At 66.9% G+C, this 15,122-nt stretch carries 12 protein-coding genes and 3 tRNA genes; 6 read left to right on the forward strand and 9 right to left on the reverse strand.

Translation table 11 applies throughout. The features are described from left to right. Positions 1 to 126: 126 nt before the first annotated feature. Together ACVOLJ_RS04945 and ACVOLJ_RS04950 are read right to left on the reverse strand one after the other, a co-directional pair. Positions 127 to 202: transfer RNA gene (locus tag ACVOLJ_RS04945), tRNA-Phe, on the reverse strand. A 73-nt stretch (positions 203 to 275) separates the two neighbouring features. After that, positions 276 to 351, reverse strand: a tRNA-Phe gene (locus ACVOLJ_RS04950). Positions 352 to 707: 356 nt separating this feature from the next. On the opposite strand from ACVOLJ_RS04950, the gene ACVOLJ_RS04955 reads away from it, so the two are divergent. Continuing rightward, positions 708 to 1,736, forward strand: a complete 1,029-nt coding sequence (locus ACVOLJ_RS04955) for an NADP-dependent oxidoreductase (RefSeq protein ID WP_481563603.1) — start codon at positions 708 to 710, stop codon at positions 1,734 to 1,736. A 69-nt stretch (positions 1,737 to 1,805) separates the two neighbouring features. Here the strand turns inward: ACVOLJ_RS04955 and ACVOLJ_RS04960 are convergent, their stop codons facing one another. Next, positions 1,806 to 2,648 (reverse strand): bifunctional transcriptional activator/DNA repair enzyme AdaA, encoded by an 843-nt coding sequence (locus ACVOLJ_RS04960; protein WP_481563604.1) that lies wholly within the window; start codon positions 2,646 to 2,648, stop codon positions 1,806 to 1,808. Between the two features lie 131 nt (positions 2,649 to 2,779). On the opposite strand from ACVOLJ_RS04960, the gene ACVOLJ_RS04965 reads away from it, so the two are divergent. Together ACVOLJ_RS04965 and ACVOLJ_RS04970 are read left to right on the forward strand one after the other, a co-directional pair. Then, a complete protein-coding gene (locus tag ACVOLJ_RS04965) occupies positions 2,780 to 3,541 on the forward strand; it encodes an SDR family oxidoreductase (RefSeq protein ID WP_481563605.1) in 762 nt (253 codons plus the stop codon). A gap of 192 nt (positions 3,542 to 3,733) precedes the next feature. Beyond that, complete coding sequence (locus ACVOLJ_RS04970) at positions 3,734 to 4,018, forward strand: hypothetical protein (protein WP_481563640.1); 285 nt, start codon at positions 3,734 to 3,736, stop codon at positions 4,016 to 4,018. 101 nt (positions 4,019 to 4,119) lie between these two features. Here the strand turns inward: ACVOLJ_RS04970 and ACVOLJ_RS04975 are convergent. From ACVOLJ_RS04975 to ACVOLJ_RS04990, 4 genes are all read right to left on the reverse strand, one after another. Beyond that, positions 4,120 to 4,195 (reverse strand) — tRNA-Ala (locus tag ACVOLJ_RS04975). Between the two features lie 90 nt (positions 4,196 to 4,285). Further along, positions 4,286 to 5,215 (reverse strand): alpha/beta hydrolase, encoded by a 930-nt coding sequence (locus tag ACVOLJ_RS04980; protein ID WP_481563606.1) that lies wholly within the window; start codon positions 5,213 to 5,215, stop codon positions 4,286 to 4,288. Further along, on the reverse strand, positions 5,205 to 6,101 hold the full coding sequence (locus ACVOLJ_RS04985; protein WP_481563607.1) for an alpha/beta fold hydrolase: 897 nt from the start codon (positions 6,099 to 6,101) through the stop codon (positions 5,205 to 5,207). The genes ACVOLJ_RS04980 and ACVOLJ_RS04985 overlap by 11 nt, the downstream gene beginning before the upstream one ends. Before the next feature lie 19 nt (positions 6,102 to 6,120). Beyond that, entirely contained in the window at positions 6,121 to 7,176 is a 1,056-nt protein-coding gene (locus ACVOLJ_RS04990; protein WP_481563608.1) for a sugar phosphate isomerase/epimerase family protein, read from the reverse strand. Between the two features lie 101 nt (positions 7,177 to 7,277). Between ACVOLJ_RS04990 and ACVOLJ_RS04995 the strand changes: the two genes are divergently transcribed. Together ACVOLJ_RS04995 and ACVOLJ_RS05000 are read left to right on the forward strand one after the other, a co-directional pair. Next, the gene (locus ACVOLJ_RS04995) at positions 7,278 to 7,868 is read left to right on the forward strand and encodes a TetR/AcrR family transcriptional regulator (protein WP_481563609.1); all 591 of its coding nucleotides are present in this window, start codon (positions 7,278 to 7,280) and stop codon (positions 7,866 to 7,868) included. Between the two features lie 153 nt (positions 7,869 to 8,021). Further along, on the forward strand, positions 8,022 to 10,352 hold the full coding sequence (locus ACVOLJ_RS05000; protein WP_481563610.1) for a TonB-dependent receptor: 2,331 nt from the start codon (positions 8,022 to 8,024) through the stop codon (positions 10,350 to 10,352). Between the two features lie 109 nt (positions 10,353 to 10,461). Here the strand turns inward: ACVOLJ_RS05000 and ACVOLJ_RS05005 are convergent, their stop codons facing one another. Both ACVOLJ_RS05005 and rnd read right to left on the reverse strand, forming a co-directional pair. After that, complete coding sequence (locus ACVOLJ_RS05005) at positions 10,462 to 11,565, reverse strand: serine hydrolase domain-containing protein (RefSeq protein WP_475280292.1); 1,104 nt, start codon at positions 11,563 to 11,565, stop codon at positions 10,462 to 10,464. Between the two features lie 438 nt (positions 11,566 to 12,003). Continuing rightward, a complete protein-coding gene (rnd, locus tag ACVOLJ_RS05010; protein ID WP_481563611.1) occupies positions 12,004 to 13,083 on the reverse strand; it encodes a ribonuclease D in 1,080 nt (359 codons plus the stop codon). 84 nt (positions 13,084 to 13,167) lie between these two features. Between rnd and ACVOLJ_RS05015 the strand changes: the two genes are divergently transcribed. Beyond that, on the forward strand, positions 13,168 to 15,048 hold the full coding sequence (locus ACVOLJ_RS05015) for a formylglycine-generating enzyme family protein (RefSeq protein ID WP_475280290.1): 1,881 nt from the start codon (positions 13,168 to 13,170) through the stop codon (positions 15,046 to 15,048). Positions 15,049 to 15,122: the final 74 nt, after the last annotated feature.

Here is a 15,122-nt window from a genome sequence, read left to right on the forward strand (position 1 = left end):
CTCCAGGCATGGAACCTGAGCGTAGGTGGCCGCGCGTGCGCCGGTGTGAATGTTTCGTCAACCGCGATGGCGTAGCCAGCAGCGCAGGCAAAAAAAAAGACCTGCATTTCTGCAGGTCTCGAAACATGGTGGCCGAAGACGGAATCGAACCGCCGACACGGGGATTTTCAATCCCCTGCTCTACCAACTGAGCTACTCGGCCAAATACTGTGGCAGCCGTGTTCAACGACGGCTTCCGGAAAAAAAAGACCTGCATTTCTGCAGGTCTTCGAAAGTGGTGGCCGAGGACGGAATCGAACCGCCGACACGGGGATTTTCAATCCCCTGCTCTACCAACTGAGCTACTCGGCCACTTGTTTCGTTGCAGCGATGTCGCTGCCGAGGACGCGCATATTACGGACGTCGGGCAGGTTCGGCAAGCATTTTGGAAAAAAACCTTCACATTGCCGTCTGCGCGTCGTTGCAGCGCATGCAAGTGCTTGATCCTGCGTCGGCCGATCACCCTTGCCACGCGCCTGCGGGGAGCAGGGTGGTTCACGGCGGAAATCAGCGACCCGCTGCCGTGGCCAATGTCGCTGCCGCAACGGCTGCACGCGGCGGCCAGCGAGCAGACCGGTGGAACGCTGTTTTCGCGGCCTCCGCAGCGCGGCGCGACGGCGTACTGTCGGCCTTCCTTTCCGACGCTGGCAACAGCAGAGCTGCTGGACATGTCCGAGATTCCGACCACCACCACCCGCATCGTGCTCGCCTCACGCCCGCAGGGGGCACCGGTTGCTGCCAACTTCCGCCTGGAACAGGCGCCGCTGCCGGTGCTGGCGCAGGGCCAGGTGCTGCTGCGCAACCGCTATCTCTCGCTGGACCCGTACATGCGCGGACGCATGGACGACGGCCCGTCGTATGCACCGCCGGTTGCGTTGGATGCAGTGATGGAAGGGCAGACGGTGGCCGAGGTGCTGCAGTCGCAGGCGCCCGGCGTGACGGTGGGCGACCTGGTGCTGGCCGGCGGCGGCTGGCAGACGCACGCCGTGGTGAATGCCGATGCGATCGGCCGCCGCCTGGACCCGGCCGGCCTGCCACTGAGCACGGCCCTGGGCGTGTACGGCATGCCGGGTTTCACCGCGTATTCCAGCTTGATTGAAATTGGAAGGTTGCAGGCCGGCGAAACCCTGGTGGTGGCCGCTGCCAGTGGCCCGGTTGGCGCGACGGTGGCCCAGCTGGCCAAGCTGAAGGGCGCGCGCGTGGTTGCCATTGCCGGCGGCGAAGCCAAGCGTGCCTACCTGCAGACGCTGGGCGTGGACGTGGCGCTGGACCATCGCGCGGCCGACTTCGCCGCGCAGTTGCAGGCGGCGGTGCCGAACGGCATCGACGTGTACTTCGAGAATGTCGGCGGGCATGTGCTCGATGCGGTGCTGCCGCTGCTCAACGACTTCGCGCGCATCCCGGTGTGCGGCACCATTGCCACCTACAACGCGCGCGGGGTGGAGCAGCCTGGCCCGGACCGTCTGCCGGCACTGTTCAGCCAGATCCTGCGCCAACGCCTGACCGTGCGCGGCTTCATCGTCCACGACTTCAAGCACCTGTGGCCGGACTTCGAACGCGAAATGGCGCAGTGGCTGCGTGACGGTCGCATCCAGTACCGCGAGGACGTGGTGCAGGGGCTGCAGAGTGCGCCCGAAGCGTTCTTCGGCCTGTTGCAGGGGCGCAACTTCGGCAAGCTGGTGGTGAAGCTGGATTGAGCGCGCGCTGAGCATCTGCCGGGCATGGCCCATCGCCACCGTGGCGTGGGTGGTCCGGCGCAGGCCAGGTCAGCCGTTCGCGGCTTTTTCCCTGCGCAGCAGTTCGCGCTTGCGTGCCACGCCCCACGCGTAGCCGGACAGGTCGCCATCGCGGCGCACTACGCGATGGCAGGGCACCGCCACCGCCAGCGGATTGCTGGCACAGGCCTGCGCCACGGCGCGACTGGCGCGCGGTGCGCCGATGCGCGCGGCGATGTCGGCATAGGACGCTGTCTGGCCCTGCGGTATCTGCTGCAGGGCCTGCCAGACGCGCTGCTGGAACGCGGTGCCACGGATATCCAGTGGCAGGCGGGCGCCGCGGGCGGGATCTTCGACCAGCGCGATGACGCGCGCCACCAGCTGCTCGTAGCCTGCGTCGGCACCGACCAGCTCGGCCTGGCGGAAGCGTTGCTGCAGTGACTGCAGCAGCGCCTCCGGATCATCGCCCAGCAGGATCGCGACCACGCCGGTGGTACTGCTGGCCACCAGCACGCTGCCCAGGGTGCTCTGGGCGATGGCGAAGTGGATCACCTCGCCGCGGCCGCCGGCGCGCCACTGCCGGGGTGTCATTCCCAGCAGCCGTGGCGCGTTCTCGTAGAAGCGTCCGCTGGAACCAAAGCCTGCATCGTGGAAGGCATCGGTGATGCGCGCCTGCTGCTGCAGTCCACTGCGCAGGCGGTCGGCGCGCAGCGCAGCGGCGTACTGCTTGGGGGTCAGCCCGGTGGCCTGCTTGAACAGCCGGTGCAGCCGGGTGGGGCTGCAGCCGGCGAGGTCTGCCAGTTCCTGCAGCGAAGGCTCGTCGAGGCTGGCCTGCAGGTGGCGGCAGACCCGTTCAACCCGGGCATCGAAAAGGGTGGTTGCGTTGCTGTCCATGGCGCGATTCTGGCACGCGTCCGGCGGCGGGAAACTCCGTTTCCTGCACCCGCCGGCCGGGCCCTGAAACGGAGTGTCGGCGGGACTGCGGCGCGGCAGGGTGGTGGCCACTTCACACCCTGGACATGACCATGCGCCTGCACGACAAGATTGCCCTCATCACCGGTGCCAGCGCCGGCATCGGCCGCGCCTGTGCGCTGCGGTTCGCTGCCGAAGGCGCCCGGCTGGTGCTCAATGCGCGCCGCCTGCAGCCACTGCAGGAACTGGCCGAACAGATCCGCGCGGCCGGCGGACACGTGGTGGTGCACGCCGGTGATGTGGCTGCGGCCGACACCGCACAGGCGCTGGTCGACGCTGCGCAGCAGGCCTTTGGCGGCCTGGATATCGCCATCAACAACGCCGGCATGCTCGGCCCCGCGATGCCGGCCGCAGAGCTGCCCGTTGACGCGTGGCGGCAGGTGATGGCCACCAACCTGGATGCGGCGTTTCTTGCCGCCCGCGCGCAGCTGCCGGCATTGCTGGCGCGGGGCGGCGGGTCGCTGGTATTCGTTGGCACGATCGTGGGCCACACCGTCGGCCTGCCGGGCATGACCGCCTACGCGGCCAGCAAGGCCGGACTGATCGGCTTGAGCCAGGTGATCGCGACCGAGTACGGGGCACGCGGCATCCGCAGCAACGTGCTGGTCCCGGGCGGCACCGACACCGAGATGGGGCGGCAGGCGGCGGCCACCGAGCAGGCGCAGGATTTCGTGCGTTCGCTGCATGCGCTCAAGCGCATGGCGCAAGCGGAGGAAATCGCCAATGCGGCGCTGTTCCTGGCCAGCGACGAGAGCAGTTTCGTAACCGGCAGCGCGTTGCGGGTGGAGGGCGGTGTTTCGATCACCCGCACCTGAGCACGACACGCGGACGGTGCCATTGCCGGCGGCCCCGGCGCGCACGCAAGGCGCAGGCTTTCGCTGACGCGGATCGCTGATCCGGACCCGGGGGCTGTTCAGGTGCAGCCGGCCCTGGTCGGTGCCGGTGGCCTGCAGAGTGAATGCAACGTCCAATTGTGCGGAACGAAGCGCGATTGTGGGCGGGTCACGATGACGATCGCCACCTGGCGCGTGGCGCATGCACGCGCCGCTCGCGCGACGATGACGGTCGCGTTATCGGTCCTGCAGCACTGTGCAGACTGTTGCCAGCGAGGATCAGCAATGAGCAGGGAAACAACGACGCAGGGCGAAGAACGGCAGGGCAGCCAGGAAAGCCGGCAGGACCGCAGGCAGGACGATGTCGCCCGGCAGCGGCCGGGGCAGCAGGATCAGCAGGTGCATGACGAGCACGTTCGCAAACCGCTGCGGAAGGAGGGTGATGCCGATCCGGCGTGAGTGGGCAGCGGCCGGTGGACGGGAATAATGCTGCCGGCGACGGTAGCGCATGCCGCCAAAGTAAAAAGCCCCGGCAGTCTGCCGGGGCTTTTTACGGTAAATGGTGGAGCCAAGGAGGATCGAACTCCTGACCTCGTCATTGCGAACGACGCGCTCTCCCAGCTGAGCTATGGCCCCACGGTGTGTTGCATCGCGTGGGGCAGCGGAGCTGACGCCACGTGACGACCCTAGCATAGCGCCGCCATGTGCCGGCTGCCAAGGGGGCGGTCAACCCGCCGCGGCACAGGCCATCTGCGCCGCCGCGCGCTGGATGGCGATGCCGGTCGCCGCGCAGATGCTGTGCAGATGGATGCACGCATGGATCATCCCCGGCAGGCGCTCCAGCGTGCAGTCCACCCCAGCGTCCCGCAGGCGTGCCGCGTAATGTTCAGCTTCATCGCGCAGTGGATCGAAGGCGCAGCTGAGCACCGTCGCGGCGGGCAGCCCCCTCAGATCTTCGGCCAGCAGGGGCGACGCCAGTGGTTGCCGGCGATCGCCATCGCCCAGGTAGGCCTGCCAGCAACGCTGCATCAGTTCGGCACTGAGGTAGTAGCCGCTGGCAAATTCACGATAGGAATCGCTGGCCATGGTGGCGTCCAGTGCCGGGTACAGCAGCAGCTGATGTGATGGCAGCGGCAGGCCTTGGTCACGCAGCAGCAGGCAGCAGGCAGCTGCCAGATTGCCACCGGCACTGTCGCCACCGATCACCAGGCGCGACGGGTCGAGCCCGAGTTCCACTGCATGGGACTGCAGCCACAGCCAGGCATCGGCCACATCATGCAGCGGCACCGGGAACGGGAACTCCGGGGCCAGCCGGTAGCCGACCGCAGCGATCACGTGCCCGCTGGCATTGGCCAGGGCCCGGCAAGGCCCGTCGTACACCGCCAGCGAGCACTGGAACCAGCCACCGCCATGCGCGAACAGCAGGGCCGGTGCCGGGGCTGCGGCCACGGTTGCGGGGGTATACAGGCGTACGACCAGGGCATGGCCGTCGCGCGCGGTGATGACATGCTCGACCACATGCGCCACCGTTTCCGTAGTGCCCTGCAGCGTCGGCAGTGCCTGTTCGCTGAGCGCGCGCAGCTCCAGCAGGTCGTCGGGCAGCGGCTGTGACGCCACCGCATCCACGAACGACTGCAAGGCAGGTTCAAGCGGCATGGTCGGCCTCCTGCAGGAACGGCAGCAACTGCGCAAGGAAGGCCTGCGGTGCTTCTTCCATGATGAAGTGGCCGCAGCCGGCAATCACGCTGCCGCGCAGGTCATCGGCATGTGGCTGCAGGGTCAGCATCGGTGCATCGGCGGTGGCATGCTCGGCGCCGATCGCCAGCACCGGCATCGCCAGCCGGCGCTGCGCACGCAACTGGTTCTGGCGGATGGTTTCGGGAATCGCGCGGTACCACGCAAACCCTGCGCGCAACGCGCCGGGCCGGCTGTAGGCGGCGATGTAGGTATCGCTGGCCACCGCATCGCGGCGGTACGACCAGCGGTCGAACATGAATTCCAGGTAGGCACGTTCGCGGCCGGTGATGAGGGCCTCCGGCAGGTCGGCCACCTGGTTGAACATGAAGTGCCAGAGGAAGATGTTGTCGGCCGGTGCGGCGAAGATGCCCGGTTCCGGCGCCAGCCCGGGGATGACCGCTTCAGTCACGGCCAGGCGCTGTACGGCCTGCGGCTGGTCACTGGCCAGTGCATAGGCGATCCACATGCCGATGTCGTGCCCGACTACCTGGTAGCGCTCGTGGCCCAGCGCCTGCATGGTCTGGTGCAGCACCGCCGCGGCACTGCCGGTGTCGTAGCCATGCGCAGGACGATCGGATTCCCCGATGCCGGGCGGATCGACCGCGATGGCCTCGAAGCCTGCTTCTGCGAGGGCACGCAGCACATGGCGCCAGGCATACCAGGTCTGCGGCCAGCCCGGAATCAGCAGCACGGGCTGGCCGTTGCCAGCCGATACGCAATGCATGCGTTGGCCGTCGATGCGCAGGTAGTGATGGCGCAGGGCATCGTCGCCGGCAGTGCCAGCGGAAGAAGAAAGTGTGTTCATGGGGGTGCTCCGTTGGGGCTCAGGCGATGCCGAGCATGTGCTGCATCTGTGCGGTGCTGATCGGCGCACCGGCGAAGTCGTCGAAGATCTTGTCGGTGACCGGAATGATGTGGTCACGGATGAAAGCGGCACCTTCGCGCGCGCCGGCTTCCTGGTCCTTCAGGCAGCACTCCCATTCCAGCGTTGCCCAGCCCTGGTAGTCGTACTGGGCCAGCTTGGAGAAGATCGACTTGAAGTCGACCTGGCCATCGCCCAGCGAGCGGAAGCGGCCCGCCCGCTCGGTCCAGTCGGCGTAACCGCCATAGATACCCTGGCGGCCGCTGGGGCGGAACTCCGCGTCCTTGACATGGAACATGCGGATCAGCGGATGGTAGATGTCCAGATACTGCAGGTAGTCCAGCTGCTGCAGCACGAAGTGGCTCGGATCGAACAGGATGCGGCAGCGTTCGTGCTGGCCGACGCGCTCGAAGAAGCGTTCGAAGCTGGTGCCATCGTGCAGGTCTTCGCTGGGATGGATCTCGTAGCAGAGGTTGATGCCGTTGTCCTCGCAGGTATCGAGAATCGGCCGCCAGCGGCGTGCCAGTTCGTCGAAGGCCGCATCGATCAGACCCGGCGGGCGTTGCGGGAACGGGAACAGGTAGGGCCAGGCGAACGAGCCGGAGAAGGTGCCCATGTCCTGCAGGCCGAGACGGCGCGAGGCGCGGGCGGCCAGATGCAACTGCTGCTGCGCCCACTCGGTACGCGCCTGCGGATTGTCGCGCAGTGCTTCGGGAGCGAAGCCGTCGCAGAGTTCATCGTAGGCCGGATGCACAGCCACCAGCTGGCCGAGGATGTGGGTGGTCAGTTCGCTGACCTGCAGGCCGTGCTCGGCCAGCGTGCCGCGGATGTCGTCGCAGTAGTCCTGGCTGTCGGCGGCGGTGGCCAGGTCGAACAGGCGTGCGTCCCAGGCGGGAATCTGCAGCGCCTTGAAGCCGTGGCCGGCGGCCCACGCGGCGATGCCGGAAAGGCTGTTGAACGGGGCCTGGTCGCCTGCGAACTGCGCCAGGTGCAGGCTGGGGCCCTTGAGGGTCTGCATGTGTTGCTCCAATTATTGAACGATTGACAAAGAATAGGCGCGAGGGTCGCTGCGGTCAACACCCGCGTTACACTGCGCGCCTCAGAACGGCAGGCAGGCAGATGGCAGGGCGACCGCGCGAATTCGACAGGGACCAGGCATTGCGCAAGGCGATGCTGCTGTTCTGGCAGCACGGCTACGAGGGCACCTCGATGTCAGCGCTGGTGGAAGCGCTGGGCCTTGCTTCGGCACGCATCTATGCTGCGTTCGGCAGCAAGGAGCAGTTGTTCCGCGAAGCCGTTGCGCTCTATGAGGATGGCGAGGGTGGTTTCGCGCCGCGCGCGCTGGAACAGGCCTCGCTGCGCGAGGCGATCGGCAGCATGCTGCGCGATGCGGTACTGACCTACACCCGGCGTGGCCGACCGCATGGCTGCCTGGTGGTGTCTTCGGCCAGCAGCGTGTCGCCCGATGGCGAGGGCGTGCGTGACTGGCTGGCCAGCCATCGCCGCCAGCGCACTGCAGCGATCATCGCGCGCCTGCAGCAGGCGCAGGTGGCAGGTGAGCTTGGCGACGATGCGGCGGTGCAGGCGCTGGGCGACCACTTCGCCACTGTGCTGCACGGCATCTCGGTGCAGGCACGTGACGGCATCAGCCGCGAACGCCTGCTGGCGATGGTCGACGTCGCGCTGGCGCCACTCTCGAAGGAAGGCTGACGCCGGACTGTGCCGAAAGCGGCTTGATGGCCGGGTTGTGGGCCGGCGCAACGAAATTGTAACAATTTGGAGGATAATGGCCGCTTGCGCAGTTTTCCTCCTATTTGCCGCCCGGCCAGCGCAGGCCGCACGGACGCCTCCTCAGAGCTTTCGATGCCTTCCCATTCCGATTCCCGCCGTTCGTCGGGCATGTCGTCCTCCCTTGTTTCCTTCCGTCGCAATCCGCTGGCCCTGGCCTGTGCAGGCCTGGTCCTGGCTGCCAGCTTCGGTGCTGCCGCGCAGGACAGTGCGCCGACCCCGACCGGGCTGGACACCATCACCGTGACCGCCGAGCACCGCGAGCAGAACCTGCAGGAAGTGCCGGTGTCGGTGGGCGTGGTGCAGGGCGAGCGCATGCGCGACTTCACCGCCGGCGGCGACGACACCCTGCTGGCGCTGTCCGGCCGCGTGCCGAGCCTGTATGCGGAAACCACCACCGGTCGCATCTTCCCGCGCTTCTACATCCGCGGCCTGGGCAACATCGACTTCTACCTGGGTGCTTCGCAGCCGGTGTCGATCATCCAGGACGACGTGGTGCTGGAGCACGTGGTGCTGAAGTCCAACCCGGTCTATGACGTGGACCAGGTGGAAGTGCTGCGCGGCCCGCAGGGTTCGCTGTTCGGCCGCAACACCACCGCCGGCATCGTCAAGTTCGACACCCTCAAGCCGACCCAGGACTACAGCGGTCGCGTCAGCGCCAGCTATGCCTCCTACAACAGCGTGTCGATCGACGGTGGCTTCGGCGGTCCGATCAACGACATCGCCTCGTTCCGCGTGTCGGCGCTCTACCAGCACCGCGATGATTACGTGGACAACACCTACACCGGCCCCAGCGCCGATGGCACGGTGAGCCCGAAGAAGAACGCGATGGGCGGCTTCGATGACCGCAACGTGCGCGCGCAGCTGCTGCTGACCCCGAGCGATCAGTTCTCGATCCTCGCTTCGGCCCACGCCCGCGACTACGAAGGTACCTCGACCCTGTTCCTGCGCAACGCGCTGACCAAGGGCTCCAACAAGACCGACGTGCCGCGCGACCAGGTCGCCTACGACGAGGCCGACAACAATCCGCAGGCGTACAAGACCTACGGTGGTTCGGTGAAGGCGCGTTACGATTTCGGCGCGGTCGACTTCACCTCGATCACCGCCTACGAAACCACCTCCGGTTACAGCCGCGGTGATACCGATGGCGGCGCGGCAGTGAACTTCCCGGTCAATGGCGTGCCGAACGGCTACGGCCAGTCGATGGGCCAGATCCGCGACCTGGACCAGTGGACCCAGGAGTTCCGCCTGGCCAGCCATGACGACAGCGCCCTGCAGTGGCAGGCTGGCGCGTTCTACTTCAACGGCAGCGACACCACCGACTTCTACCAGCGCGCCTGGTTCCTGAAGGGCGCCGCGCGCAACCCGAACAACTGGGTGCGCCTGCGCAACAAGAACACCTCGTGGGCCGGTTTCGGCCAGCTCAGCTACGCCTTCACCGACAAGTTCACCGTCACCGCCGGCCTGCGCCAGACCCGCGACGAGAAGCACACGCGTCTGTTGAAGACGGCTGATACCGCCGCCGGCCTGGTCACCTACAAGGGCCGTACCGACGTCAAGATGTCCGATACCACCCCGAGTTGGGATCTGAGCGCGATGTACCAGATCACCCCGGATGTGAGCGTCTATGCGAAGGTCGCACGTGGCTTCCGCGGCCCGACCATCCAGGGGCGTTCGGCCGTGTTCAATGCCGACTTCACCACGGCCGATTCGGAGACGATCGTGTCCTGGGAGGCGGGCGTGAAAAGCAGCCTGTGGGACAACCGCCTGCGCCTGAACGCCACCGCGTTCACCTACACCGTCAATGACATCCAGCTCAACGGCAACGATTCGGACGGCAACGGCGTGCTGTTCAACGCCGACAAGGCCAAGGCCTACGGCTTCGAAGCGGACATGGAGCTGCGCCCGATCCAGAATCTGACCCTGAGCGCCGGCCTGAGCCTGCTGCACAGCGAGATCCAGGACAAGCGTGTGTACGCGCAGGTGTGCGGCCTGAACGGTCAGGTGGTGTGCACGGTGAACGATCCGACCATCAAGGTCGGTGCCAACACCTTCGCGCAGATCGATGGCAACCCGCTGCCGAACGCACCGAAGTACAACATCAACCTGGCAGCACGTTACGACTTCCCGGTCAGCGATGCGGCCACGATGTTCGTGTCCACCGACTGGAACAAGCAGGGCTACACCAGCTTCGTGCTGTATGACAGCAAGGAGTTCAACTCCAAGGGTGATTTCGAGGGCGGCCTGAAGATCGGCTACTCGGGCAACTACGGTGCCTACGAAGTGGCGCTGTTCGCGCGCAACATCACCAACGAGAAGAATCTCAAGGGTGTGATCGAGAACTACATGGCCGCGGTCTACAACGAACCGCGCACCGTGGGCGTTTCGCTGAACATGAACTGGTAAGCATCACGTAGCGGCACCGCGCGTCGTCGCGGTGCCGCAGCGTACGGCTCCGGATCAACGACAACGCCCAGCACCTGCTGGGCGTTGTCGTTTTTCATGGAAGTCTCGCTTATCGGGCCGCGGCAGGCGTCGCGGCCGGCGCCAGTTCGGCGAACAGGCCTCCGAGCAGGCCCATGCTGGCTTTATCGGCGCCCATGTCTTCGGCCGCATTGGCAATGGCGATCACCCCATTGTCCTGCCCGGGGAACAGCACTACCCAGGCCAGCCAATTGCCATCTGAACCACCGTGCACCAGCACCGGACCCTGGCGGCCGGCAATGGAGGGCTGCACGCCCCAATCCAGTCCGGAGGGACTGCTGGGTTGAGCGGTCTGCATCAGTGCATAGGATGCCGGCGACAGCAGCTTGCCCGCGCCGCGGCTGCCAGCCAGCTGGTCGATGGCAAACAGCGCCAGATCCTGCAGGCGCATATGCAGGTTGCCCGCAGCGGTGTAGATCGGAGGTACGCCATCATCGGCCTTGCGTGGGGCGCTCGTCACCGGCTTGCCGCCGCGATGGCCCAGCAGTCCACCAACCGGCGGTGTGCCGAAGCCGGCACCGGTCATGCCCAATGGCTGGAACACTTCACGCTCGATCAACGTTTCCGCTGACGTGCCCGTGGCACGTTCGGCGATCACGGCCGCGATCAGGAAGCCGCTGTTGCTGTAGGCGAATTCGGTGCCGGGCGGATGCACCGGCGCTTCCGAAAGTGCCGCCTTGGTGTAGGCCTCGCGCTGTACCGGCAGGGTGCGCTGGTCGATGAAGAACGCATCCAGCGCAGCTCCGTCAGTGAGGTTTTCCGGCAGGCCGGCGCGATGCGACAGCAATTGCACCAAAGTGACATCACGATAGGCGGGCTGCATCTGCGCGGCCAGATCAGGCAGCATGGCCGACAGCGGCGCGTCCCAGGTCAATACGCCCTGTTCGACCAGTCGCGCGATCATCGCTACGGTGATCGGCTTGCCGGTGGAGCCGATCATCCACGGATCGTTCTGGATCGCGACAGTCCTGGCATCATTGCGGCGCACACCGCTGACTGCCTGTTCGGCGATCTTGCCATCGCGGATGACCAGCACACCCAGCGCAGGAACGGGGGTGCCCTTGATGGCCTGTGCAACACGTGTCTGCAGATCATCGGCGGCGCTCGCGCTGACCGCTGCACAGAAAAGTGACATGCCCAGCCACCAACGCAGGCCGCGCGCGGTGGAAGGGGGAACGACTGCGGTCCTTCGGGAAGTCATCGTATGCATGTGAGTCCTTGCGCTGCGGCGTGGGCAGAACCCGTGCGGCTCGCAGGGTTCTGCAGGGGACGATATCCATCTACGTCGTTGAAGCGTGGAAGTGCCGGTGCGACTCACTCTTGCATGCGTCGAACAACCGCGTATGTGTCTGCGGTCATGCCCGTGCGGAGTGAGCGGCGGGCACGTTGCCGTACGTACATGATCGCGCGGTGAAGGCCGGCGCAACGCAATCCGGATCTCATTGCAGGTGTCGCGCGCCGCTGGGCAGGGGCCTGCTCTCGTGCTTCTGCCGCATTGGGATGCTGCTGTGCCGGCCATCATGCTGGCTCGGCAGCGCTGCAACCATTGTCGCCTTGATCGCGAGCCCGGCCTTCAGCGCTGCGGCAACAACGCCTGCAACCGCGCTTCCAGTTCCTGCTGACGCCATCCCGCCAGCGCCGCCGGCCACTGCCGATGTTCCAGGTAGCTTTCCAAGTGCTTGCGCGAGGCCAGCACGCCATCGGCCAGGCCAAGTTCGCGACTGCGCTCGGCAACGGCTTCCTGCAGTTCCTTCATCACCTTCTTGCTGGCATCGCTTGGCTGGATCGCCAGCGGTGCATCGGCTTCGTCGTCCAGTGGTGTATCCAGCGCCTGCCACACGGCTGCGGCCAGCTTGCGCGGGGCCTTGGGGAACTGCTCGAACAGCTTGCCCAGCGCAGCGGTATCGGCGGGCGGGGTGCGCGCCAGCGTGGCGGCCAGTTCATTGTCCAGGATCCAGCTGCGCGGACGGTCGCTGGCCCGCGCCTGTGCATCGCGCCAGCGCAGCAGTCGCAGCAGGCGGCGCTGCGCGGCGGGATCCAGGAACTGCGCCGAGCGCATGCCCAGGTGCGGCCAGCGGTCCTCATCGTTGGCGACGCTGGCCAGCAGGCGCTCGCCGTCGTCGTGCAGCCACTGCTGGCGTCCCAGCGATTCCAGCCGCGCGGAGATCGCATCATGCAGCGCGAACAGATGCTCGACGTCGTCGGCGGCGTACTTCAGCTGTGACTCCGACAGCGGCCTGCGCATCCAGTCCGAGCGGGTTTCGCCCTTTTCCAGTGCCACGCCGGTAATCTCCTGCACCAGCTTCTGGTAGCCCATGCCGCCGCCGATACCGGCCAGGGCAGCACCGATCTGGGTGTCGAACAGCGGGCGCGGCAGCGTGCCGCAGGTCCATTTGAATGCCACAAGGTCTTCGCTGGCACTGTGCATCACCTTGGTGATGGATTCATCAGCCAGCCACGGCGCCAGCGCCTCGGGCATGCCGGGAATCAACGGGTCGATCAGCAGAATGTCATCGCCGATCGCCATCTGCACCAGTGCCAGCTGCGGCCAGAACGTGCGTTCACGGATGAATTCGGTGTCCAGGCCGATACGGGTCGGCCGTTGCTGGCGGTATGCGTCCAGCTCGGCGGGGGTGGTGATCCAGGTTGCCACGGGTCAGGGCCTACTACTCGGGTTTGCTCAGGCAGGGGAGAATAGCCTAACGTCGGTGCGCGTCCGTGCCGAAGGAGCCCCTGCTTGCGTTTTCTGCTGTCGTCCGCGCTGTGCTGCGCCCTGGTTGTGACCCTGGCAGGGTGCGCGCCGTCGCCCACTGCGCCGGCAACCGCCCCCAGCGCCGGGCGCCCGGCAGCGCCCGCGCGCGACGCGGAGAACGCCGACGCGGGGCAGGGCACGGTGACCATTGCCGGTGACGACGCGGCCGAGGACATACAGCAGTGGACGCCGCCCCGGGTGGATCGCCAGGGGCGCACGCTGGCACAGCTGCGGCGGGCGGCCGAACAGGCATTCGCGCAGGGTCGCCTGTACGAGGATGCCGAGTCCGCAGTGCCGCTGTGGCTGGCGGTGCAGGAAGAGGCGCCGGACGACCGCCCGGCCCGGCTGGGCCTGCAACGTGCCCGGCAGCGCCTGCTGCAGCAGGCCGATGCGTTGCTGCAGCGGCCCTTGCAGCAGCGCGAGGCGTTGGCGGAAGCCAGCCGCCAGGCGCTGGTGCTGCTGACCCTGGCACCCAAGGATGAAAAGGTGCGGGCGCTGCAGGGCCGCGTGGAGACCGCGCAGCGGGTGGTGGCCTACAACCGCGCCGGCGAGGATGACCTGCGCGCTGACCGTATTGGCGAACAGGGCGACGGCGCCATCGGCAATTTCCGTGAAGCGCTGGCACTGGACCCGGACAACCGTCGTGCGCGACAGGGTCTGGCGGCCGCGGAAAGTGGCCTGATCCGCCGTGCCGAGGAGGCGGCGCGCATCCGTGATTTCGCTGCTGCTGGTGCGTGGCTGGCGGAGGCCAGCAAAGTACGCGATTCGTCACCGACGATTGCCGATGCATTCGAGCGCATCGAGCAGATCCGTGCAGCCGCGCTGGTGCAGTTGCGCGATGGCGGCCTGCACGACCTGACTACCCCGCAGGGACTGAAGCCGGCGCGCGAGAAGCTGGCCGAAGCACTGCGCATCGCCCTGCCAGGCGATGCGGTGGTGGCGCAGCTGCGCGAACGCATCGAACTGGCCACCCACTACGGCAGCTTCCGCCCCGGACAGGTGTTCAGTGACGCGTTGCGTGACGGTGGTCGTGGGCCGCAGATGATCGTCGTGCCCCACGGTGGTTTCCAGATGGGCGCAAGCGATACCGAGCCGGGTGCGACCGACGCCGAGCGCCCCTCGCACTACGTGCGCTTCGAGCGCGGGTATGCGATGGCGATCACCGAGATCACCGTGGGTGACTTCGAGCGTTACGTGAAGGCGACCAATGCCCGGCCGCGGGCGACGCGCCGTGGCCATTCGGTGGTCTACGACGAACGCAGTGGCAATTTCATCCGCCGCAGTGGCGTGGATTGGCGTTCGGACTATGACGGTGGGCGAGCGCTGGGCAATTCGCCGGTGATGCACGTCAGCGTGCGCGATGCGGAAAACTACGCGACATGGCTGTCCGAGCAGACCGGCCGCAGCTACCGGCTGCCCAGCGAGGCTGAATTCGAGTATGCGATGCGTGCCGGCAGCAGCGGACGTTATCCGTGGGGCGATGCCGGCCTGCCGCCGGACGGCAGCGGCAATTACACCGGCAGCAAGGACGTTTCACCTTCGGGCCGGCACTGGCACAACGCCTTCGTCGGCTATGGCGATGGCTGGTGGGGCCCGGCGCCGGTTGCCAGTTTCCAGGCCAACGGCTTTGGCCTGCACGACATGGGCGGCAACCTGAGCGAATGGGTGGCCGATTGCTGGCACGCCAGTTACAGGCGTGCACCGTCCGATGGCGCGGCGTGGTTCAACCCGGGGTGTCGTTCGCGGGTGATCCGCGGCGGCAACTGGGCCAATGCCCCGGAACAGACCCGTGCGGCCTGGCGGCAATCGCAGGATTCGGACACCACCAACGCGCGCATCGGCTTCCGTCTGGTCCGCGGCATCTGAGCGCGTGCCGGCTTCACCCCGCAATGGCGGCGGCGCACTACTATTGCGCCGTGCCCGCCGACCGGCGGGGTCAG

This window comes from Stenotrophomonas sp. STEN046 (assembly GCF_056759755.1).

Bases quoted from the DNA above. Each gene is read 5' to 3' on its own strand.
- ACVOLJ_RS04955 (WP_481563603.1), top strand. From the start codon at position 708: ATGTCCGAGATTCCGACCACCACCACCCGCATCGTGCTCGCCTCACGC.
- ACVOLJ_RS04960 (WP_481563604.1), bottom strand. From the start codon at position 2,648: ATGGACAGCAACGCAACCACCCTTTTCGATGCCCGGGTTGAACGGGTC.
- ACVOLJ_RS04965 (WP_481563605.1), top strand. From the start codon at position 2,780: ATGCGCCTGCACGACAAGATTGCCCTCATCACCGGTGCCAGCGCCGGC.
- ACVOLJ_RS04970 (WP_481563640.1), top strand. From the start codon at position 3,734: ATGACGATCGCCACCTGGCGCGTGGCGCATGCACGCGCCGCTCGCGCG.
- ACVOLJ_RS04980 (WP_481563606.1), bottom strand. From the start codon at position 5,215: ATGCCGCTTGAACCTGCCTTGCAGTCGTTCGTGGATGCGGTGGCGTCA.
- ACVOLJ_RS04985 (WP_481563607.1), bottom strand. From the start codon at position 6,101: ATGAACACACTTTCTTCTTCCGCTGGCACTGCCGGCGACGATGCCCTG.
- ACVOLJ_RS04990 (WP_481563608.1), bottom strand. From the start codon at position 7,176: ATGCAGACCCTCAAGGGCCCCAGCCTGCACCTGGCGCAGTTCGCAGGC.
- ACVOLJ_RS04995 (WP_481563609.1), top strand. From the start codon at position 7,278: ATGGCAGGGCGACCGCGCGAATTCGACAGGGACCAGGCATTGCGCAAG.
- ACVOLJ_RS05000 (WP_481563610.1), top strand. From the start codon at position 8,022: ATGCCTTCCCATTCCGATTCCCGCCGTTCGTCGGGCATGTCGTCCTCC.
- ACVOLJ_RS05005 (WP_475280292.1), bottom strand. From the start codon at position 11,565: ATGTCACTTTTCTGTGCAGCGGTCAGCGCGAGCGCCGCCGATGATCTG.